17 protein-coding genes are annotated in these 23,656 nt (G+C 44.6%); all 17 read right to left on the bottom strand.

The features are described 5' to 3' along the window. Window positions 1-65: 65 nt before the first annotated feature. The 17 genes from BLV86_RS00150 to BLV86_RS00070 all read right to left on the bottom strand — a co-directional run bounded on the left by BLV86_RS00150 (window position 66) and on the right by BLV86_RS00070 (window position 23,605). The gene (locus BLV86_RS00150; RefSeq protein ID WP_090814688.1) at window positions 66-1,355 is read right to left on the bottom strand and encodes a PspC-like choline-binding domain-containing protein; all 1,290 of its coding nucleotides are present in this window, start codon (window positions 1,353-1,355) and stop codon (window positions 66-68) included. Window positions 1,356-1,422: 67 nt separating this feature from the next. Beyond that, on the bottom strand, window positions 1,423-3,339 hold the full coding sequence (locus BLV86_RS00145) for a sugar phosphate nucleotidyltransferase (RefSeq protein ID WP_090814687.1): 1,917 nt from the start codon (window positions 3,337-3,339) through the stop codon (window positions 1,423-1,425). A 978-nt stretch (window positions 3,340-4,317) separates the two neighbouring features. Further along, window positions 4,318-6,453, bottom strand: a complete 2,136-nt coding sequence (locus tag BLV86_RS00140; protein WP_031548257.1) for a glutamine synthetase III family protein — start codon at window positions 6,451-6,453, stop codon at window positions 4,318-4,320. 186 nt (window positions 6,454-6,639) lie between these two features. Then, window positions 6,640-7,503, bottom strand: a complete 864-nt coding sequence (fba, locus tag BLV86_RS00135; protein WP_031548256.1) for a class II fructose-1,6-bisphosphate aldolase — start codon at window positions 7,501-7,503, stop codon at window positions 6,640-6,642. A 313-nt stretch (window positions 7,504-7,816) separates the two neighbouring features. Next, on the bottom strand, window positions 7,817-9,298 hold the full coding sequence (gene thrC / locus BLV86_RS00130; RefSeq protein WP_090814686.1) for a threonine synthase: 1,482 nt from the start codon (window positions 9,296-9,298) through the stop codon (window positions 7,817-7,819). A 68-nt stretch (window positions 9,299-9,366) separates the two neighbouring features. Continuing rightward, window positions 9,367-9,987, bottom strand: coding sequence for a uridine kinase (gene udk, locus BLV86_RS00125; RefSeq protein WP_031548252.1), 621 nt, complete (start codon window positions 9,985-9,987; stop codon window positions 9,367-9,369). A 288-nt stretch (window positions 9,988-10,275) separates the two neighbouring features. Then, entirely contained in the window at window positions 10,276-10,743 is a 468-nt protein-coding gene (locus tag BLV86_RS00120) for a VanZ family protein (protein WP_175456404.1), read from the bottom strand. 141 nt (window positions 10,744-10,884) lie between these two features. Continuing rightward, window positions 10,885-11,607, bottom strand: coding sequence for an ABC transporter permease subunit (locus BLV86_RS00115; protein ID WP_049962222.1), 723 nt, complete (start codon window positions 11,605-11,607; stop codon window positions 10,885-10,887). Further along, a complete protein-coding gene (locus BLV86_RS00110; protein WP_090814684.1) occupies window positions 11,585-12,547 on the bottom strand; it encodes an ABC transporter ATP-binding protein in 963 nt (320 codons plus the stop codon). The genes BLV86_RS00115 and BLV86_RS00110 overlap by 23 nt, the downstream gene beginning before the upstream one ends. Further along, complete coding sequence (locus tag BLV86_RS00105) at window positions 12,547-15,123, bottom strand: hypothetical protein (protein WP_090814683.1); 2,577 nt, start codon at window positions 15,121-15,123, stop codon at window positions 12,547-12,549. Before BLV86_RS00105 ends, BLV86_RS00110 begins: the two co-directional genes overlap by 1 nt. Then, window positions 15,107-16,321 carry a sensor histidine kinase gene (locus BLV86_RS00100; RefSeq protein WP_330373075.1) on the bottom strand — a complete coding sequence of 405 codons (1,215 nt, stop codon included), beginning with the start codon at window positions 16,319-16,321 and terminating at the stop codon, window positions 15,107-15,109. The genes BLV86_RS00105 and BLV86_RS00100 overlap by 17 nt, the downstream gene beginning before the upstream one ends. Window positions 16,322-16,501: 180 nt before the next feature. Next, window positions 16,502-17,203: a response regulator transcription factor gene (locus BLV86_RS00095; RefSeq protein WP_031548240.1), complete on the bottom strand. Its 702-nt coding sequence runs from the start codon at window positions 17,201-17,203 to the stop codon at window positions 16,502-16,504. Between the two features lie 24 nt (window positions 17,204-17,227). After that, on the bottom strand, window positions 17,228-19,447 hold the full coding sequence (locus tag BLV86_RS00090; RefSeq protein WP_090814682.1) for an RNA degradosome polyphosphate kinase: 2,220 nt from the start codon (window positions 19,445-19,447) through the stop codon (window positions 17,228-17,230). Window positions 19,448-19,461: 14 nt separating this feature from the next. After that, entirely contained in the window at window positions 19,462-20,604 is a 1,143-nt protein-coding gene (gene pheA, locus BLV86_RS00085; RefSeq protein WP_090814681.1) for a prephenate dehydratase, read from the bottom strand. 33 nt (window positions 20,605-20,637) lie between these two features. Further along, a complete protein-coding gene (locus BLV86_RS00080; protein WP_090814680.1) occupies window positions 20,638-21,387 on the bottom strand; it encodes a lysophospholipid acyltransferase family protein in 750 nt (249 codons plus the stop codon). 117 nt (window positions 21,388-21,504) lie between these two features. Beyond that, window positions 21,505-22,320, bottom strand: a complete 816-nt coding sequence (locus tag BLV86_RS00075) for an ABC transporter permease (protein WP_090814679.1) — start codon at window positions 22,318-22,320, stop codon at window positions 21,505-21,507. A 100-nt stretch (window positions 22,321-22,420) separates the two neighbouring features. Further along, complete coding sequence (locus BLV86_RS00070) at window positions 22,421-23,605, bottom strand: acyltransferase family protein (protein ID WP_090814678.1); 1,185 nt, start codon at window positions 23,603-23,605, stop codon at window positions 22,421-22,423. Window positions 23,606-23,656 lie beyond the last annotated feature (51 nt).

Below are 23,656 nucleotides of genomic sequence, written 5' to 3'. Positions count from 1 at the left end.
TCAGACCTGTCACAGCCTGATCCCTTTCCAATTGTACCAGTGTCAAATTATGCCACGGATTTTAATCACTTAGGTCCGGTTGTTGAACCTGCATTTATGTTTACTGAAGAACCACTGTTAACGGAAGCGGACACATTAGTAGTTGATGTGGTAGTATCCGACGGAGCAACCGTTGCTGAAACAACATTGCCTGAAGTAGATGTAGAAGATGATGGCGATGTTGCGGTTACGGCACTTGTGCCGGAAGAAGGTGATGTAGTTACTGAAGTATTGGAATCAGGTCCTTCACCAACCGTGCCGCTTGCAAGTGTTGTGGAGGCAGCATTTGTTGTGCCGGTATTTCCTGTTGTTGTCACTGTAGTGGTTGTTGTGGTTGTTGTAGTTGTGCTGGTTCCATTGCTGCCGGATACTGTGCTGCTACTGCTGCTTCCTGAGGTTGTTCCTCCCGGTGATGTAACAGAATCAGAGCTGTCTGATGATCCTGTTGATGCATGTGTAACGGAAACTCCGTCTACCGAACTTGTGCATTCACCGTCGCTGTTGAACTTGTACTCAGTGCCGTCAATGGTGAGAGTCTTGTTCTTCTGCATCTTGCCATCCTTGAAGTAATAGTAAGAGCCTTCATACTCAAGCCATCCCACTACCATCTTGCCGTTCTGTGCAAAATAGTACTTCGCGCCATCGATCTCCTTAAAGCCCTGAGCCATCTTGCCGTTCTCAGTATCAAGATAATACTTATTGCCGGAAGCATCTTTCTTCCAGCCTGTCTGCATAACGCCCTGAGCATTGAGATAATAGTAAGAACCGTTGTTGGAATACCATCCGGTCTGCATAACACCATTGGACTCAAAACGATACCACTTGCCATCGATCTTCGCCCAGGAATCCATAACGAGGGTTCCGTCTCCCGGCTGGAAATAATACCACTTATCGTTGAGCTCGATCCAGCCTGTAGTCATGGTTCCGTTGGACTTCAGATAATACCACTTGGTCTCTGTACCTTCTGTGAGTTTGAGCCATCCGGTCTGCATAACACCGTCTGACTGAAGATAATACCACTTGTTGTCTATCTGTCTCCAGCCGGTTGCCATGAGGCCGTTGCTTCTGAAATAGTGCCAGTTATCATTGATCTTCTTCCAGCCCGTTACCATGTATCCATCGTTTCCGATGTAGTAGTAGCCTGAAGAAGTATGTATCCACTTATTGCTGATCTTTTCGTTGGTTGACTCGTCTACGTAATAATATTTTCCGTCTTTCTGACCCCAGCCGGCAAATGCCATCGATGCAAAAGCACTGCATCCAATCACGATACTAAGTCCGGCTATTCCCAGTTTTGATTTTATATTCTTAATCATAAGACACCCCCAAAATCATCTATAGAAATTTTATCACGCATTCAAGCGTAAGTCTTTTTCTATTACATTAAAATTTTTCTAGTTTTCGTAAGATTTTGTAGGAGTCCTTGAAATACCTGTACATCTTAAGGGTGTAATCTCCGAAACTTTCTCCCAGAGCCATCTTGTAAATCCCCCAAAGCGCCCAGAGAAGTCCGCCGAGACCCATATAAGCAATCACAATTGCATAAGCGTCGTCCGGTGAAAGTCCATTTAGGGCAATGCCTCCACGTGACTCGAAAATCTTCTGCAGCTCTGGCTCTGTAAGTGCATCTGTCGGTGCCGCGGCATACACCCTGACGAGCTCTTTCGCCTTATCGAAGCTCATGTAAGAATAGATCGCCGACATAGCAAGATCCAGCAAAGGATCCGCCATTCCCGCATACTCCCAGTCGATCATCTTTAAGCCTTCATCAGTAAAAATGAAATTATCCTTTACAGAATCAATATGAGCTATGGTCTTCGGTCTGTTCAGAGAATCGATCCAGCCGAGAACCTCCTCAGCCTTCATCCTTACAGCCGGATAATCTTCGTAGGGCACCTCCGCCCCCGCCTCTTTTATATCCTTTTCGTAATTGCCCAGCTCTCTCTTAAGGTCAAAATCATGACCAAGCTTTATGCCGGAATTATGAAGCTTTTTGAGCACCGACATGCACTGTGAAAGCTCCTCGACATTATCAAAATCCGCGTTTCTTGCCCCATGATAATATCTCGAAATCTTGTATCCGCTTTCCGCGTCAAAATACACAAGCTCTTCAGTTATATCAAGTCCTGCCACAGCTTTGTAAACCTCACCCTCCTGCCGACGGTTAATAAGCTTCTCCGTTCCGGGTCCGGGGATACGGCATATAAAGGCTTTGTTCCTGTACTTCTCAGAGATTTCCTCCGAATCCGAAACATTAAAATACCAGGACTTATTGGTCATACCCGCCTTCAGGCACTTAATGTTTATGATCTCCGACTCCGGAATTCCGAATATTTCCGAAACCAGCTGCATGGCCTTGGAACCTGAATTGTTAACATACTTCTCGTCAAAACGTCGGAGCTCCTCCAGGTTTTCAAATTCGTAAACCACGCCCTCCGGCTGCTTGTTAATATAGATATCCGGAAGGTTCTTAAGGTTTCTGATGAGAACATCCTCCCAGTAGAACTGCTCGGTTCCGGGCATCTTGTAGTAAGCTTCAATAAGCGGAAGAAATGCTTCCGAAAATTCCTTTGTGAGATAAACCGGACCGTACATACACCACTTGTCACAGCCGCCCACGCGCACATCCTTTATGGCACCGTTCTTCCCGGTCTCCATGGCCCACTCACGGGTCTCCCCCTTCATAAAGGTTGCCGCATACCAGGTATCCGCCTCGAAACTGTGATAAATATTGTCCCTCATCCAGTTATCGGAAGACAGAATATAGCAGTTTTTACCCTTAAGGACATTCTTCGCATGATACAAAGTCGCAAGCGTATTTTTATCACTGTATTCAGGATTATAGATAAGCTTTACATCATACTTATCGATGAGATAATCAAACTTCTCCTTGAGGTATCCCACCATGATGGTAATGTCTCTGACCCCCACTTCATGAAGCTGCCTTATCTGACGCTCGATCATGCGCTCCCCAAAAACCTCAAGGAGTCCCTTGGGTGTCTCATAAGTAAGCGGCACAAACCTTGATCCGAATCCTGAAGCCAGTATCAGCGCTCTTTCCACCCGATACTTCTCCAGCATCCTTCTTCCCGTTTCGGTTATCTCGTAAGAGACATTTCTTCCCCTTCCCTCCGAGCTCTCCACCTTCGACAGAAGCCCCTCTTCAACCGTTTCCGCTATAAGCTTGTTGGTCTTCCCCAGCGACACCTCCAGCTGCTGTGCAATATCCCTCTGGGTACTCTCCCTGTTTTCAAAAAGAGTCCTTAAAATAATAATCGATTCCCTGCTCGCCTTACTCATATCTCTTCCTTCTGGCAATACGCCTTACTCGTATCTCTTCCTTCGGCAATACGCCTCATGTTTTGTTCAAATCAACAAAATCTTCCTTGTTTTTGAACATGATACCATCATCTTCTCATGATTTCAAGTATTCACCTTATGTACCATCGTCACATTAAGGTCTCAAATTCATTTACCCGGTATAAGAAATTCTTTACCCGGTATAAAAAATGACTTTATATCTCCATTACGGAATATGAATCAATGAACAATATGATCTTCAATGACCTATATCTCCAAAAATGAGTTATAGGTCATGAGGTTTAATTGCTTCTACATGACCTATTTCGTAAAAACCGAATTATGAGTCAATAAGAGATCAGTCTTGCCATGACCTATATCCCAAAAAACAAATTATGAGGTAAGGAACCCTCTGTCTTATCATGACCCAAATCTAAATAATGGAGTTATAGGTCATGAATGAGTCCACTTATATATGACCTATTTCCATAAAATCAGATTATGAGTCAAGAAAGGATCTGTCTTATCATGACTTATATCCCAGAATTTGAATTTTGAGGCAAGGAACTATCAACCTTACCATGACCTATATTCCCAAAATCGAATTTTGAGGCAAGGAACAGTCAGTCAAAGTCAGAGAAAATGCAAGGGATGGGTGGCAAGGCTTGCTTTATCAGCGTTTCGTAAGAAATGCTGATGCCCCCAGGCGGCGAGGCTGTTTCGGCGTAAGCCGAAATCAAACGAAAATGCCTGCGCGTAGCGCATTCCAATGGCATTTTCTCCTTTCTCGAGTTGAAAGAACAGACTAATAGGCGTGTCCGTACACGACACACGTAAGTGTGATCGGGTACGGACACGCCTATTAGGATGTACTTTCAATCTCGTGGGCCGTCGCACGTCCCCTGCATTTTCTGCACCATTTCAATCTCGTGGGCCGCCACGCGTCCCTTGCATTTTCTCGTCCGTCTTATAATACATTTACGGCTCAGAAACCTCGAAGATGAGGTCGCCATAGCTTGGATATGGCCACAGATCCTTGTCCACGATCTGCTCAAGCTCGTCAACGGGAGCTCTCAGAGCCTTCATGGCAGGAACGATAACATCGTGGTATTTATGAGCCTTCTTCTCGGCATTCTTCTCCTTGCCGTACTTCTCAACCTTCTCGTAAAGATCGGTACGTGCATCCTCCATGTCCCCGAGAAGCTTTGAAGCTCTTTCAAGGAGAGTCTTCTGAACAGAAACATTGGCATCAGGGCAGGCCTTCACGACCTTATTCACAGAATCCGCAAGTCTTGTGGTGTAGTGAATAACCGCCGGAATAATCTGCTTTCCGGAGATATTGATCATGGCACGGGCTTCAATGTTGGTTACCTTTACATAGTGCTCATACTCAACCTCTGTGCGGCTCTCAAGCTCCGGCTGAGTGTAAATGCCAAATTCTTTGAAGAGCTTAACAGCTTTTTCGGTTGTGAGTGCAGGTATGGCATCAACCATTGACGGAAGATTCGGAAGTCCGCGTCTCTCGGCTTCCTTAACCCACTCTTCGCTGTAACCGTTGCCGTTGAAGATGATTCTCTGGTGCTCTGTAAGAAGCTTCTTAATGTAGTCGTGGCAAGCAGTTTTGAAATCCTCTGCCTTCTCAAGAACATCCGCAGCCTCTTTGAACTGCTCAGCCACTATTGCATCGAGGATTATATTGGCCTCGGCAATGGAATCGCTGGAACCTACCATACGGAACTCGAATTTGTTTCCGGTGAAGGCAAATGGTGATGTACGGTTACGGTCTGTAACGTCAGCATAGAGATCCGGCATGGTGTTGACACCGGTAGGAAGCTTCTTGCCCTTCTTTGACTTTGTAGCGTAGCCCTGACCGATGAGCTGCTCCACCACATCCTCAAGCTGTGTTCCGATAAACGCGGAAATGATTGCAGGAGGTGCCTCATCAGCTCCCAGTCTGTGCTCATTTCCCACGTCTGCGGCGCTGAGTCTGAGAAGATCCGCATGCTTGTCAACCGCCGCAAGAACGCAGGCCAGAACCAACAGGAACTGAACATTTTCATGAGGTGTATCTCCCGGGCTCATGAGGTTAATGCCGTCGTCTGTAGTAAGTGACCAGTTATTGTGCTTACCGGAACCATTGATTCCTTCAAATGGCTTTTCGTGGAGAAGACACTCAAGGCCGTGCTTGGGCGCAGTCTTCTTCATTACCTCCATCAACAGCTGGTTATGATCTACAGCAAGATTTGCCTCATCATAAACAGGCGCAAGCTCATGCTGTGCCGGTGCAACTTCATTATGTTCTGTTTTTGCCGTTACTCCGAGTTTCCAAAGCTGAATGTCTACATCACGCATGAACTCGGCGATTCTGTGTCTGATGGAACCAAAATAGTGATCATCAAGCTCCTGACCCTTTGCAGGCATCACGCCAAACAGGGTACGGCCTGTATAGATAAGGTCTTTACGCTTTAAATATTTGTTACGATCTACGAGGAAATACTCCTGCTCGGCACCTACAGAAGGCTTGACACTTTTAGAGCTTGTATTTCCAAAAAGACGAAGAATACGCAGGGCCTGTTCATTTACAGCCTGCATTGAACGGAGAAGCGGAGTCTTGGTATCAAGCGCCTCACCGCCGAAGGAGCAAAAAGAAGTAGGAATGCAAAGGGTGACAATGTCTCTGTTATCACCTTCGTGGCGTAAAAATGCAGGGCTTGTGCAATCCCAGATGGTATAACCTCTGGCCTCGAATGTTGCACGAAGTCCGCCGGAAGGAAAAGATGATGCATCTGTTTCACTGCGGACAAGCTCTTTGCCGGAAAACTCCATGATGACCTTTCCGTTTTGATCGGCAGCTGAAATAAAGGAATCATGCTTTTCGGCAGTTATACCCGTAAGCGGCTGGAACCAGTGGGTATAATGAGTGGCGCCATGCTCGAGAGCCCACTCCTTCATAGCCTGAGCAACGGAATCAGCAATAGTCGGATCAAGTTCATAGCCCTCAGTGATTGTCTTCTTAAGCTTCTTATAAACAGCCTTCGGAAGACGTTCCTGCATAACCTTGTCGTTGAATACATCTTCGCCAAAGATTTCAGCAACATTCAGAACATCATTCATTCTCAAATCTCCTTTTAACACCCTTGTCTTTGTATATTTAGTTGTGCTGTGCTGATTGTAAACCACCGAATAACAGTGTGGCAAGAAAAAAATATTCTGCTTTTCATTAAAGACATTGGTTAATGTGATGAAAAAGCTGCCGGAACTTTCATTCCGACAGCTTTTGAAAATTTATTATTTTGCTTATCAAGCCTTGTTAGCAGAACCGAAGATATTGATCTTGTTCTTGCACTCTGCAATGATAGCCTCTGTGCCCGGCTTAAGGAGCTTACGAGGGTCATAGCCCTTGCCTTCCTTATCCTTGCCAGCCTCAACGTACTCTCTTGTAGCCTTAGCAAATACAAGCTGAAGCTCTGTGTTTACATTGATCTTTGAAACACCGAGAGAGATAGCCTTCTTGATCTGATCCTCAGGGATACCTGAACCGCCGTGAAGAACCAGTGGAAGCTCACCAATCTTATCCTTGATAGCTGCAAGAACATCAAAATCAAGACCCTTCCAGTCAGCAGGATATACACCGTGAATGTTTCCGATACCTGCAGCAAGGAAATCGATTCCGAGATCAGCGATCATCTTGCACTCATTAGGATCAGCCTTCTCACCGTCAGATGCAACACCGTCTTCTACACCACCGATGCCGCCAACTTCAGCCTCAATAGAAATGCCTAAATCATGAGCAGTCTTAACAAGTTCTTTTGTCTTCTCAACGTTCTCATTAATATCATAGTGAGAACCATCGAACATGATAGAAGTAAATCCAGCTTCGATACAAGCCTTGGAGCCTTCGTATGTACCGTGATCAAGGTGAAGAGCTACAGGAACTGTGATTCCAAGAGACTCATCCATAGCCTTAACCATAGCAACTACTGTCTTGAAGCCTGTCATGTACTTGCCGGCACCCTCAGATACACCGAGGATTACAGGTGACTTGCACTCTTCACAAGCAAGAAGAATTGACTTTGTCCACTCGAGATTGTTGATGTTGAACTGTGGGATTGCATAGTGTCCTGCAAGTGCCTTGTCCAGCATGTCCTTTGCGTTTACTAACATTTGATTTCCTCCTAATGTAATTACTTTTACATAGCCTGTTAATATATTAACATACTATGTATTGTATTTCTATAAGAACATAAAAGATTGTTAAAAATTTCGCATCATGCCCTTACAAATACCATTTTTCCAAAAAGCCGAAAATATCATCACTAAACAAATTAGCGGTGAAAAAATCATCTTGGTCTATAATAGCATTTTTTCCGCCAATATGGTACTCTGCATTATTAAAAATATACAAAAACCATATATTTTATACTTATAAAAAAAGCCGGCAACATTCTAAAAATGCTGCCGGCAAACCATATATCATTTATTCGAAGAGAAACTTCTCAACAACATCTTCCATATCTGCTATCTCACAGACTGTGTTGTGGCGAATCTCCGCGCTTCGTACATCCTTAATTGCTCTCGGCTCGGGAACACCCGCAATCTTCTGAAGCGCATCGATAACCTTGAACACATCCTCATCATCGCCGTTCTCGCCCAGGGCCTTCATGACATTAGGAGAGAACTTGAAAGGACTCGCTGTCGAAGCGATAACAGTCTTTGTCTTGTCACCGCTTTCCTTAACATAGTTATCATAAACCGCCTTGGCAACCGCTGTGTGAGGATCGATAACATAACCGGTCTTCTCCTTGAGAGCCCTGATGGAGGCAAATACAGACTCCTCATCAGCATAGCCACCCACGAAATCCTTGATAAAGGAACGCATCTCATCAGTAATCTCGTAAACGCCGGTCTCCTTAAGGTCAGCCATAAGCTTGGCTGTCTTCTCAGCGGAACGACCTGTGCTGAGATATATGAGACGCTCAAGATTTGAACTGATAAGGATATCCATGGAAGGACTTGAGGTCAGGATAAACGGACGGTTCCTGTCATACTTTCCGGTTCCGAAGAAATCGGTAAGCACTCTGTTCTCATTGGAAGCACAGATCAGCTTCTCGATAGGAACACCCATATGCTTTGCGAGGTAAGCCGCAAGGATGTTTCCGAAGTTACCTGTAGGAACGCAGACATTGATCTTCTCACCGTCTTCGACCTCACCTGTGGCAATTAGCTTGGCGTAAGCATAAACATAGTATGCAACCTGGGGAACGAGACGTCCTATATTGATGGAGTTTGCAGAGCTCAGGATAACACCCTTGTCCTTCAGTTTCTTTGCGAACTCCTTATCTCCGAATATCTTCTTAACTCCTGTCTGAGCATCATCGAAATTGCCATGGATAGCTGCCGCATGAGTATTGAGCCCCGGCTCTGTACGCATCTGAAGCTCCTGGAACTTTGATACACCGCCGTAAGGATAGAAAACTATGATCTCTGTACCCGGCACATCACTGAAGCCTGCCATGGCAGCCTTTCCGGTATCGCCGGAGGTGGCTGTAAGGATAACGATCTTGTCGGTAACATTGTTCTTTCTTGCACTTGTCACCATGAGGTGAGGAAGTATGGAAAGTGCCATATCCTTAAAGGCAATGGTTCTTCCGTGGAAAAGCTCAAGGAAATATGCATCGTCCTTCTTTACAAGGGGAGCTATCTCCGGAGTCTCAAATTTCTCGTCATAAGCAGAGTTGATGCAGTGACGAAGCTCCTCCTCCGTGAAATCCGTAAGGAACTCTTTCATTACCTCATAAGCAAGATCCTGATAGGACATGCCGCTGAGCTCCTTTAAAGATTTTGAAAGCTTCGGAAGTGACTCCGGCATAAATAATCCGCCGTCATCGGCAAGTCCCTTAAGTATAGCCTCTGATGCCTGCAGGCCTGTTTCTCCGCCACGTGTACTATTGTAAAGCATTGGTACTGTTTCCTCCTCATCTATATACGTATGTTTTTGCCGTTTGTTTCTGCCATACAGATGCAGGTCTAATCGGCTCCATTTTTTAAAAGACTGCTGATTTTTGTTTTCATAAGATCGAATGCCACATCATTCATTCCACTGTTGATGACGATATCCGCCATAGCCTTTGTAGGTTCAACATAAAGATAATGCATAGGCTTTACGGTTGTGAGATACTGGGTGGATATGTCCTCAACCTGTCTGCCTCTTTCCTTAACATCCCTGATGATTCGTCTGATGATTCGCTCATCGGCATCAGCTTCAACATAAATCTTTATATCAAAAAGTGAACGAAGCTCGGGATTCTCAAGAACCAGGATGCCTTCCACAATGATTATCTTTGAAGGCTTAAGTTCTACGGTCTTGTCTGTACGATTATGCTGTGAATAATCATAAACCGGACACTGTACCGTTTCTCCACGTCTCAGGGCCTTTAAATGTGAGATCAGAAGATCCGTTTCAAATGCCTCGGGAGAATCATAATTGTTTTTCTGACGTATCTCAAAAGGTATTCCGTCATTGGACTTATAGTAATTATCATGATAAATGACAGTTACCTTATCTCCGAATTCAGCTTTGATCCTGTTTGTAAATGTTGACTTGCCGGAACCGGAACCGCCGGCGATGCCGATCATAATACAGCTCATAAATATTACACCTCTGTGTTTTTGTTGAAACAACGATACCTCGGGAGCAGATTCCACCGTCGGGTTGTACTGCCACCTTTTCACCTGTCCCGTAGAGTTTCTACATCATTATAATCATATCCATAAGTCCTTTTCAACCGAAGACAAAAGAAAAACCGGGGCAAAACCCCGGTTGTATAAATCCCAGTTATAGCACTGATATATTTAAAAGCTTTGTTAATCTGTCATCGGATCAACATTGTATCATGACCACTTAAGAATTGGCGGCACATTCTCTGAGAGTACATTTCAATTCTTCCTGAAAACCTTGTACAAGGCATAGATCACGAGGCATCCAAACAATACTCCCATGGAATCGATGAGAACATCAGAGATCATTCCTGCTCTTCCGGGCACAAACAATTGGTGAAACTCATCTGTTGCGGCATAGATTGTTCCTGTTAAAAAAGCTATCCTGAAGGAATCTTTAAGATTCATTCCAAAACTGCTCCGGCAGGTCATAAACAAAAGGATACCAAGTACCGTATACTCCGTGGCATGGGCTGCTTTTCTCACAGGATGATCGATATGTTCGGCAAATTCAATCTGTTCCTCCGGTGACCACCCGGTGTATCCCGGCACAAAAACTTTTCCTATGGTTTCTCCCACATACAAACTCGTTTCAGTGGAGTCATCAGCAGGCTGCGAAGACATTAAAAATATCACCAGCATCCACAGCAGAGTCAGCACCAGAAATATCCACCGCCTACTGCTCATATTTACCTCTCTGATCATATGTCGATTTGTTCCTCATATATCAATGTTTTTTATCCGGAATATCTGATATGCCGGCGTCAATCTGATTGGCTCAATAAAAGTCATTTCTTCATGTCACCTATGTCCAAATCCGAGCTTCTTCTATCCTTCCTTTATCTTCTTTCTCCTTCGCGGCGTAATCTGTCTCTTACTGATGTAAAGCATAAATGCCGACAACAGGAGCATAGCGGCTACTGCTTCAGAAATAAGTCTCGCCTCACTTATGCCCATGGCGTCCTTAAATATATATGACACTATAATCAATGCATAGCTGATAAATATGATCACATACGCTATGGCATTGGCCGCTGCAGTACTGTTTACGAGAGAACTTCCCATGATCCCTACACTGGTGCAAAAGACTGCCGTCACCATGAGGGCCCCTGTATACTGCAAAACCTCGGTAAGTGTAATCCCTCCATATATATACACAGTTGAAAGTATGGGTATGGAGGTGATGGCCAGAAGAAGCAGTGTACTCAATGCTCCCAGAAACTTACCGATCACTATATCCCAGGGATCCAGCTGAGTCGTCAGAAGCAGGCCCAGGGTCTTCCTCTCTCTTTCTCCCGAAATGGAAGAAGAGGTAAGGGCCGGTGCTATGAGAAGTATAAGGAGCAGTTCAGCTGCTGCTGCGATATAGTAGATTCTCAGGAAATTGATATAAGATATCTCCCCCGTTGCTCTTGCGTTTTTCGAAACATAGAAAAGATTCACAAGTACAAGAAAGGCAAGGCAGCCATTTACCAGAGTGATAAGAAAAGGAAGAAAATATCTTCTGACGCTTGTTATCTCATCCTTTTTAAAAATCGGACTCAGCTTCATAGTAGGTCACCCTCCTTTCCTCCCTGGCTCCCGTAAGTTGCAGGAACAACGACTCCAGATTTCCCTTCTCACGATGGAAACCTTTGATATTAACCCCTGCCTCAACAAGCTTTTTCAGAAGCAGAGCCTCATCCCGGTCTGAACCCCCGTATGTGATAAGGAGATCCTTGTTACGGATGCTCACAGACTTAACCATCTTGTCAGCCCGCAATGTAGTAAGCGCCGAACTAAGATTACCCGAGACTGAGATGATGATGGGGTTCGAAGCATTAACCTGATCAAGTACATCCTCGATTTTTCCTTCCATAACGATTTTTCCCTGATCAATGATACCTATATCGGTACAGAGTTCAGAAATCTCGTTAAGTATATGGGACGAAATCACTATGGTTTTTCCGGTATCAGCAAGGTTTGCTATTATCTGCCGGAACTCAAATCTTGTATTGGGATCAAGACCTGCAGTAGGCTCATCCAGTATGAGTATCTTCGGATCATGGATAAGGGCTCTTGCAAGGCTGAGCTTCTGCTGGCCTCCGCGGCTCAGGGAATCCATGAACTGGTTCTGCCTGTCGGCAAGTCCTACCATATTGAGAAGTTTCTGAATGCGCCTCTTTATCTTCGGCTCATTAATATCATAGCAGTCCGCAAAAAAATCCATATACTCTATGATGCGGAGATTCGGGTAGCTTCCGGTGTAATCAGGAACATATCCTATCCTTTTCTTAAGTCTGCGGACATTGGAACCGGCTTCCATATCATCCACCATGACAACGCCCTGATCAGGGAAATCAAGGCCGCACATCATCTGGATTGCTGTGGTCTTGCCGGCTCCGTTTGGACCGACAAAACCATACATGGCACCGTCTTCTATGTGCATAGTAAGCCCGTCAAGAGCATTTATATGTCCATATGTCTTTTTTACATTTTCAAGGGAGATCATCAGCTGTCTCCTTTCTCAGTCTCGGAAACGGTCTCCTGAACAGCCGCAGGAACCGACGGTGCAATTTCGTCGGCAACAACACTTCCATCGGCATCCAGCGGAAGCGGTCCTTCACCTTCCTGCTGCTCACCTCCGACTTCATTTTCAAGTATCTGATTTATGACAGTAACATTTTCCTTCACGGTGACAGTGATCATCGGAAGATACATTCTCTCATCGATGCCCAGATTCTGCTCGCCCGGTGTATACTTCACCACGAGAACATTATCCTCATCAAGATAGTAGGTAAGCTCCTTATCGCTCAGAACTCCATCTCCTATGTCCACGGGATCAAAACCGCCGGTACGATTGTTATAGAAGCTTAAGGAGCCCTTAAACGGTCTCAGATTTCCTATCCTGTGGTTCGGATTTCCTGAATCATCGGAGCTCAGACTCTCTATGGTTATACTGCTAATGTTATCGCCCTCTCCAAGGTGGTAAGCCAGAACTGCAGGAACCACGCCAGAAATAGTGTTGTCACTGATGTCATAATCTCCGGTCCTGATCTCAGGGTCCGTAGACATAACACTGTAGCTGTATTCATCCCCGACCCTTGTGTCCAGAGGAAGGGATGCCACCACCATGCTGACTCCGTAGCTGTCATAATTAAGCTGATCTGAGAAACTTAAGTGTTCTCCCAGGCCGCTCTCACGGACAAATCCCACAAGTCTTGCATCCCCGTAATATCCCGCCATGTTGTTGGAAATATAATATTTCAGGAAGCTGAAATTTGCACCGTCCGTAACTGTATCGGCAATCCTTTGATAATCCCCGACGGGAACATTGACAATGTCCTTTCCCGACAGGTCAACTTCCTCACCTGCTCCAAGTTTCCCTATAAGGATAACCTTGCCATAGATAAGGATGGCTGCATCAGAAAGCTCATAGTCCGAGTCATTTTTGAGCACACCCTGCACCTTGCCGTTTGAGTACACCATATCTGTGGTAAAGCAGCCTCCGGGATTCGGTGTTTTCGTGTTAAACTCAAAATATCTTCCGGTAAACGTATCTGTCCTGGAAATGATTATCTCAGTTTTGTCACGATCATTATTGATGGTAGTGTGTCCGGTCTCCGAATCCAAAGAAAGCTCCTGGATATCTCCGTTATAATCGGATCCTTTAAGCACCGGATATACATAGTATTCAGATTTTACATCAAAGGTATAGGTGCTGTTATAGGGAGACCTCAGATTTACATAATCGATCTCGTTAATGCTGTCTTTGGACACTTCATTGAGCTTTGCGTATGTAAGGAATGGGCCTGAGAATCTGGTTCCAACGCCCATTACCCATACGAGCATGGCAGCCAGAGCAGTAACCACTATAACTCCGGGTCTGTAAAGCCTTATCATGTCATGGGTCCGGAGGTAGAAATAAAGACCCGGCCCCACCAGAAGCACATAAGCAGACAGAATTGTCACATAAAACAAAGGTTCCGGGATCTTACTGAGATCACTCATATTCATAAGAGCCTGAATATCCCAGTAACGCTTGAGACTTCTCTCCGATGCCGCAACAGACAGCTTGTCCAGACGGTTCTGTCCCAGTATCGCCTTAAAAAGATCGTCCACATAGAACATCTGATCCGTTGCGAATCTCTGAATATCGCAAAAATCATAACCTGAGACAGCTATAGCTCCCGTCCCTTCCGTAACAGTAGAAATAATGGGGACACCGTCGGAATACATCACTTCTCTTCCTCGTGTAAGTGTCACGGCAGAAGCATTGAGATCAAGGATATTTTTATTGGATCCTCCGGAATACTGCTCTCCCATATTGAGCTTCATTTCTCCCGGCATGAGGGGCTCCCTCAGATAACCGTCAAAGTATGGCGCAAGAGCAAAATTTCCTTTTGCTCCTGTTCCCAAAACCAGGACTCCGCCACTTTTAACCCAGTCAATTATGGTTTCAGCCTCGATCTCCGTCATAAGATGAATGTTATAGTCGGAAATAAAAAGGACATCCAGCTGGTCAAGCTCTTTCTTGTCCTTCGGCAGATTTTCTGTGTCAAGAGTTACTGTTCTCGTGCGGAGGATACCGTTATTGATACCAACACCGCCAAGGTAGGTAAGGGTTTCGGGACTCTGGGAAATAAGGCCGATGATCAGTTCCGCGTCAGAGCCCGCCACATCCAGGCCCACTCGCCTTGAGCCAAGCAATTCTCCCTTGGAATCCTCCGCGGTCACCAGAATCTGATTCACTCCGGAACTGAGGGATACGGTAGCCGAAAGCACATCCTCGGATTCTCCTTCCACGGTCTTCCTGTATCTGTACTCATAAACACTGTTCTCAGACTCCACCATGTACACATGGATATAACCTGAAAAAGTCTTTTCGCTTGTATTTTCTATGGTAATGCTCAGGGGCAGAAATCTTCCGGCCTTGGCAGTATTCTGATACCCGTAGGTGACGGAAAGGTCAATGGTATCCGCTTTTGTTATCAGAGGAAATACCATCACCATGAAAAGCACGGCGCAAATAATCTTTATCTTTGAAAGCAGGCGTAACGAGAGCCTTACATTATCTTCTGTAGTCATAACCTCTTGAGTCATGATTGTGGGATTCAATATTTCTGGATTCAAAATTCTCTTTCCCTTCCTCAAAGTGGATCTTCAGCTTAACAGTAAAAACTGTTCCCGAAAGATCAGAAGATACCGAAACCGCACCATGATGCATGTCGGTAATGTTTTTAACGATAGCAAGTCCAAGTCCCGTTCCGCCGGGGCCGTTCTGAGTGGTACGACTGTGATCCGTTCTGTAAAATCTGTCAAAAATAAGCGGCAGTTCCTTTTCCGGAATCACATAACCGTAATTGACGATCTTGATGGTTACGATCTCTCTGTCGGCACGCAGATTCACCTTTACTCTCTTACCCTCTTTGCCGTACTTGATGGCGTTATTGATAAGATTGTCAAAAAGCCGGGCCAGAAGGTCACCGTCTGCTTCTATGATCTGGGATCCGGTATTGGAAACATAATCGTAGCTGAGCCCGTTCTTCGCGAAATTAGGATAACTTTCCTCCAGCAGCTGTGCCAGGAGCTTTACTATATCAACCTCTTTGATGTTCAGGTTCACTTTTCCGTAGGAAAGCTTGGTGAATCCGAAAAGCTCTTCGATAAGCTTCTGAAGTCTCTCCGATTTGTTGTAGGCTATATCCAGGTATTTCTGTCTCATTTCCGGAGAAATGCTGTTGTTCTTTCTGAGTAGTTCCAGATATCCGATAATTGATGTAAGAGGAGTTCTCAGATCATGAGCAACATTGGTGATAAGGTCTGTTTTTGACTGCTCCGAATTTCGCTCCTTCTCAATGAGATCCCTTATATCCTTCTCCATGCGGCTGATGTTTTCGGCAATCTCTGTCAGCTCTCCCTCACCTGTAACATCAAGCTTTGTGGTGAGATCCCCTTCCGAAATCTGCTGCACCGCATTGGCGATGGTCTCAATGTCTCTTGCGGTTTTCCTTTGCATCATCAAAAAGATAAAAGAAAAAACAGCTATTCCGAACAACACAAAAAGAAGGACACTTATCGTAGACCCGAAAGCAAAACGTTTCACTGTCTGCGAGTCGTTTCCCGTCTGATAAAGAAAACTTGTGATGGCTGTAATGTTGGTAACCAGAAAGACCTCAAGAACTGCGGTGATCACTGCCGAAACGCCTATATTTGCAATAATCTGCATCATGTAACCGCGCCCTGTACTGATCCTGCCGGTATTTTGTTTCTTTTCGTTATCCAAGGCTTTGTCTCACCTCTCAATGATTCTCTGCCATGGGTATACTACCGGGGACGGTTCTCGCAGTTGAGAACCGTCCCCGGTGGCAATCACAATTGAGGACCGTTCCCCATGACACCGATAGCACTCTACAAATAAAGCCGGAGGAACTCCTGCGTCTGCAGTGCTCCGTCCGGCTTAAAATCATTTTTCAATCTTATATCCAACGCCCCAAACGGTGGTAATGATCTTGTTTTCTCTGCTGTCTTCCTTCATCTTTCCGCGGAGACGACGGATATGGACCATAACTGTGTTATTGGCCTCATAAACCTTTTCGTTCCATACCTTCTCAAATATCTCATCTGTGGAGAATACCTTACCGGGATGAGAAGCCAGAAGGAAGAGTATATCAAACTCAATAGGTGTAAGCTTTATATCCTCTCCGTCGATGATAACCTTGTGATTATCCTTATTGATAGTCATGTTGCGGATGGTTATCTCATTGTTAGTGAACTGGTTGGCAGCGTTCGGATTTAACTGTGTATATCTGCGAAGCTGTGACTTCACTCTGGCTGTAAGCTCCAGAGGATTGAAGGGCTTAGTAACGTAATCGTCAGCTCCTCCGGTAAGACCCACGATCTTATCAAGGTCTGTGGACTTTGCTGAAAGCATGATTACAGGGATATTGGACTTTTCACGGATCTTCTTGCACATCTCGAGACCGTTCATGCCCGGCATCATGATATCAAGGAGTACCAGGTGGATCTCCTGCTCATCCAGAATCCTGAGTCCATCCTCGGCGTTATAGGCTTTGAACACCTTATATCCGTCACTTACCAGATAAATCTCAACAAGCTCGGCGATCTCCTTTTCATCATCTACTACAAGAATATTAATCTGTGGCATAACTACTCCTTTTACTTTTTGTCTTTACTTCTTAATATCTTTATGTTCTACTGGTTTGAATAATTTCTTTTCAGACTTTTTGCGGCCCTTCAGCTTTTTGCTCTGCTCCATGGCTTCTTTGCACTGAAGCTCCTGGGAATTTATCTGCTTGCGGCCTCTCAGGTCAGGGTGATGATACTCACCTTTCTCATCCATGATAGAGGCTTTAACATTATCCGCAAGTTCCAGATCCAGGATATGCTGAAGTCTGTTCTGAATGTCTTTGTCATGAACAGGGAACACAATCTCTATACGTCTGTCAAGGTTTCTCGGCATCCAGTCTGCACTTCCGAGATAATACTCCGGATCCCCGCCGTTTTCAAATCTGAAAATACGGGCATGCTCAAGGAAATATCCGACTATGGATCTCACACGTATATGATCGCTGAGTTTTGGTATGCCGGCTCTTAAGCAGCATATACCTCTGACTATAAGGTCTATCTCGACTCCTGCCTGACTGGCCTCATAAAGAGTTCCTATAACCTCAGGATCGCAGAGTGAGTTCATCTTTGCTGTTATTTTAGCAGGAAGCCCTTTCTTTGCGTTCTCTATTTCCTTACGTATTTTTTTCAATACCCATTTTCTGAGCCATAAAGGTGCCAGAATCAGTTCATTCCAGTTCTCGGGCTCAGAATATCCGGAGATCATGTTAAAGAAATTGGAAGCATCCTCTCCAAATTCGGGACGGCAGGTGAAGATACCGAGATCGGTATAAAGCTTGGCCGTGCTGTCATTATAGTTTCCGGTTGCAAGATGCACATATCTGCGGATTCCATCTTTTTCCCTGCGGACTACAAGAGCAATTTTACTGTGGGTCTTGAGTCCCACAAGTCCATAGATAACGTGAGCACCTGCTTTTTCCAGACGCTCTGCCCACTGGATATTGTTCTCTTCATCAAAACGGGCTTTAAGCTCTACGAGAGCAGTAACATCCTTGCCGTTTGCGGTTGCCTCCTCCAGAGCCTTTACTATGGGGGAATTACCCGACACTCTGTAAAGTGTGATCTTTATGGCCAGGGTTTCCGGATCCTTCGAGGCATCCTTAATAAGCCTTACAACCGAATCAAAGGTTTCATACGGTACGGTCTCAAAGATATCCTTCTGCCTGATGCATTTAAATATGGAATCCTCATTATCAAGAGCCGGTACCGGCTGAGGAACATACGGCGGAGTCTTCAGATGCTCAAAGCCTTCCACATTATAAAGCTTCATAAGGAAGGTGAGATCCAGAGGGCCGTTTATCCTGTAAACATCATTTTTGTTCTCAATGGCAAGCTCTTTACGGAGTACCTTGAGAAGCCGCCTATCTATGGTGTCCTCCACCTCGAGACGCACTACTTCGCCCCAGCGGCGCTGCTTAAGCTGTTTCTTTATCTCTTCAAGAAGATCCGTTGCCTCTTCTTCATCGATACTGAGGTCGGCATTTCTCATGATTCTGAACAAATGGGTAGAGACTATCTCGTAATTCGCAAACAGCAGTCCCATATTACGCTCTATGATCTCTTCCAGCAATATGAAGACCCTCTGCTTCTTTCCGTCTGCCAATGTTTCCTCAGGAAGCTCCACAAGACGCGGAAGAGTATTCGGCACCTGTACCATCGCAAACTCGAAGTTGTCCTGGGTGATGTCGAGGCCGGCTGCCTTTTTATGTTTCTTGCTGGTAATGCTCTTTCCCTTTACCTTCTTGGGTTTAACCAGAGCCGCAATATTCAGGGTTCTGTTAAGCACCAGCGGGAATGGCCTTGAGGAATCCACAGCAACCGGTGTAAGAACAGGATATACCTGCTCCTTAAAATACTTATCGATAAACCCGCCTTCCTCTTCAGTAAGCTTCTCATGCTCGGAGATGAGGTAAAGTCCCTGATTCCTGAGGGCAGGCAGTATGGACCTGTTGTAGGTTGAATACTGCAGGCTCATAAATCCCTGAACCTTTTCCGAGATGGCATCCAGCTGCTGCTGCGGTGTCATACCGGCTATATCCTTCTTCAGATATCCGGCATTGACCTGATCCTTGAGAGAAGCCACTCTGACGGTATAGAACTCATCCAGATTGGAGGCGGTAATGCTTAAAAATTTCAGTCTCTCAAACAAAGGCTCGTCATGATTCCTTGCCTCATAAAGACAACGGGCATCAAAGTCAAGCCAGCTTAATTCACGATTTGTGTAGTTACCCGGATCAAAAACATTTTTAGTATTAAATGCCATGGCAAACTCCCTTATCAGTAGTTACCGAGTATCCTTAATTCTGACACCTGATCCCCCATGCCGGAAATTGCATTGATAACATTTGGCATGTCAAGTCTTCCTTCGATATCAACAAAAAAGCGATACTCAAAGATGTGTTCCGGAATAGGACGGGATGAGATCATAGTCATATTGACATCATTGAAAATAAAGTTTCCGAGGATGTTGTACAGAGCTCCCGGCTCGTGCTGAGCTTCAAAGCAGAGGCTTATCCTCTTTGCCTTATCGGTGTAAACCTTGTCCTTTCCGATAACGAGAAATCTTGTGGTGTTTGTTTTCTGCTGGTTCACTGATCTCTGAAGAATGTTGAGACCGTAAAGCTCGGCAGATCTTTCCGAGGCTAATGCAGCTATAGTTGCATCTCCTTTATCTTTCACGTACTTGGCAGCAACCGCTGTATTGATAACCGGAACCGGCTTTATACCGGGATGGGCATCAAAAAAATCGCTGCACTGTCCCAATGCCTGAGGGTGGGAATATACTTCCTTAAGTCCCGAAACGGAAGCTCCCTCTACACCCATAAGTGCATGTTCTACCTTTAAATCTACTTCCTCTATTATAGCAAGTTCGGGATATTTTATCATCAGGTCAAAATTGTCAGAAACCACGCCATGGCTTGAATTTTCGATAGGGATCACTGCATAGTCGGCTTTCCCCGCTCTCACCATGTCCGCTGCGTCCTTCCAGGTATGAACGCTTTCTATGTCATAATCTGTACCGAAACATTTGAATGCCGCAAGCTGGGCATAGGCACCTTCCACACCCTGATATACAGCCTTCTTTCCTGTCTTATCTATCTCGCTGATTTTCGAAAAACCGGAATCAAAGTTCTTTCCGTGCTGAGTCATGATACCGAACTGAAGTCTCCGGGAAATGGTCATCATCTGACGATACAGTTCCTTAATTGCCTTCTTGTCAAAATCACTTTCCAGATAAGACGCTACCGAATCCAGCTTCTGCTGTTCTCTCGCAGGATCAAAAACTGCTTTTCCGCTGTTGATCTTTACTTCAGCAACCCTGGCACAGAGATCCATACGTTTCTTGTAAAGCAGGGTAATGTCTCTGTCTATGGTGTCAAGCTGATCCCTGATATCCAGAAGTGTCTCTTTGTTTTCCATGTGTCGGTCCCTTTCAGTCTCTGAATTATGTCTTTAAGCTTCTTTTGCTTTCAATTCCTTTATGCCCTCTATAACCTTGTCTCTGGCATAGCTTCCGATATGATTTCTTTCTTCTTCCGTAAGCTCACTCATAAGTATCGGCTCTCCGATCTTTACCTTAACGTGCTGAGGATGAATAAAAGGAAAATGGGATTCCAAAACTTCTCTGGTGTGTATCATTGAAATCGGCACTATCTTGCAGCCGGCCTTTTCTGCGATCTTGAAGGAGCCTTCCTTGAACGGCAGCATTTCTTCCTCCGTCTCACTATGAGAACGTGTTCCTTCGGGATAAATGTAAATGGAGATCCCGGCTTTCACGTACTTTATTGCTGTAAGAATAACCTTAAGGGACTGCCTGAGATCGTTTCTGTCTATCATGAGACAGCCTGCATAGTCCATCCATCTTGCCAGAGGCTTAATCTTCTGCATCTCTATCTTTGCAACAAAACCTGTAGGTCTGTCTACAAGTGTGTAGCCTATGACCACGTCAAAATAGGAGCGGTGATTACCCACAAACATAACTCCCTCTTCCTTTGGAATGTTTGTAAGGTTCTCCATTCCTTCAACATCATAAGTAACCTTGCAGGAATTCAGAATGTTGCGAAACAACACCTGCACCTTATTAAGGGTTGCAAGAGATCTTTCTCTTCTGTCCTCAACTTTTTCTATTTTTTTGGCATTAAAAATATCACCGATTGTGAAGAAAAAGATTAAATGCGCTAATGCAAGTATTGTGTAAATCATGAATTCCTCCTGAATCTTGACTCTTCTTCATGAAGAGCTTAAATCAATGCCCTTAATGCAAATAAATATATTTGATTTAGGGAAGGTATAACGTTATCCGGGAACATGGATTTTTTCTCAAAGAACGTCCGAGAAATGCGGGCGTACCCGTTTAAAGAATCCGAGTCCCATGAAAAATATGATGAGGGTAACAGCCCAAAAGTAAATGCTCAGTGTGGGTCTCATCCAGAACGGATCCCCTGTCAGCATTGAATCACGGTACCCTGCAACGATGTAGTAAAACGGGTTAAGCTTAAGTACTGTTCCGACCCAGGGTGCACGGCTTGTGAATAATGTCTCATCATACATAATGGGGCACATCCAGATGCCGAACTGAAGCATTATCCCTACTATCTGCTGCATGTCCTTAAAGAAGACATTAACAGCACTTGTAAGATAACCAAGTCCCAATGCCAGAACGGAAGCCGCAAAGCTGTAGTATAGGATCTGTATCCAGCTTGGCTGCGGCATCTTTCCGGAGATCAGGTACGCCGCCACCATAATGACAATAAAGCAAAGGTGTACAAAAAAACAGGATGCCAGCTTTATGATGGGCAAAAGTTCCACAGGGAATACAACCTTCTTCACGAGATAGCTGTACTCATGAAGTATTCCTGTTATGGTGTTCATGGCTTCACTGAAGTAAAACCAGGGAACAAGGCCGGGAATCAGCCAGATTACGTAGCTTGTGTTGGGAACCGGAGGCGCCGATTTGAAGCCGTAGGGTCCGAAAATAAAAGCATAGATAGCTACCGTAACGAGAGGCTGGACAAACATCCAGATGATCCCGAAATAGGATCCAACAAATCTCTTTCGGAAATCTGACTTTGCGAGATCCAGGATCATCCTCCTTCTCCCGATGATATCCCTTATCAGTTGTTTTAAATATTTCATATATTTACAAGGGCTCTGTAATAAGCCTCTTTATAACTCCTCGAAAAATATTAATAACTCATTATACCACTTTTTTGAGGTATTTCCTAATATTACAGGTTTATAAACAGATGGTTTTCATTATTGTATCATTTATCTTTTTTATCATCCTGTTTTGAAATTTTCCTACTGTGTTTTCATAAATCCAGGCTATTACAAAGAGGGCTGTAAAGGTGGTGATCGCCAAAATAATGAACTCTTTGCTGTAGGATATACGGTTCACCATCAGTATATAAAGGTGAAGTGAAAAGCATGTTATGAGCGGAAAGTGAATAAGGTAAATTGAGAAGTTAGAGGGAGCCAATGTTCTCAAAGGCTTTATCTCCAAAGCTTTTTGTAATGCGGGCGAATGTATTATGCCCAGTATCAGGAAAAAGCTGAAGCCTATTACCCAGTACATGTTCCAGATGAAGTATTTACTCATTTCCGGAAAATGTGCATGTATATAAGGAAACAGGATATTGGTGAGTCCTCCGGCATCCAGAAATACAGGCACTATCGCAACAGGCAGGAACATGAAGTTGTTGCCTTTCTGTATATGTTCATTAATCCGCATCAGCACTACACCCATGAGCACCAGATGAAAGTGGAAGAAGTTTGGCTCCGGGAGATGAAAAAAACTGTAGATCATACAAAGAAGACAGATAATGTCATAAATAATAACTGCCGCCGCTGATCCGGATGATGCTTTCTTTTCTATGAGTTCCCTTACAAAATTATATAAAAAGATAAAACAGGTTCCGAAAAAGATGTACTTCATCATCCATAATGGGCCATTCAGTTCGCCGCTCATGGTCAGTGAGGCAGTGATGAGCCCGCTTAAGGTTGGCGCATGATTGTAGAAAGTGCCTATCCAGCTGTTATTCAGAAGTTGACTGGAAATGACAGTTGGAAATCCGATGGTGTAGTAAATCACAAACGAAATAAGATTTATAAAGAAAAACGGAATCACAAACCTGATATATCTTGTGATAAACTGTACAAGCAGGTCTTTCAAAGACGATATCTTTTTATGTGCCGCCAGGTACCCTGCCAGCATACAGAACCCGTAAAGCGCCAGATTTGAATCCACCAGTATGGAAAGCGGCGGAAGAAAAAGCGCCTGGAGCTCCGGACGAAGATCCGGCTTAATCTCACACATTGTCCAGAAAGCTCCCGTAAAGTGAGTCCAGAAAATAATAAGACAAAAGATATATTTCAATGAATCAAGATAGTAAAGCCTCTTTGAAGCTGATTTCTCTGACATAAAAACCCCATAAAATGTTATTCGTTTTATTTAAAGCCATATCCAATCTGC

Source organism: Oribacterium sp. KHPX15 (assembly GCF_900107835.1).
Taxonomy (GTDB): Bacteria; Bacillota; Clostridia; order Lachnospirales; family Lachnospiraceae; genus Oribacterium.
This window is presented reverse-complemented; position numbering and strand designations above follow the sequence as displayed.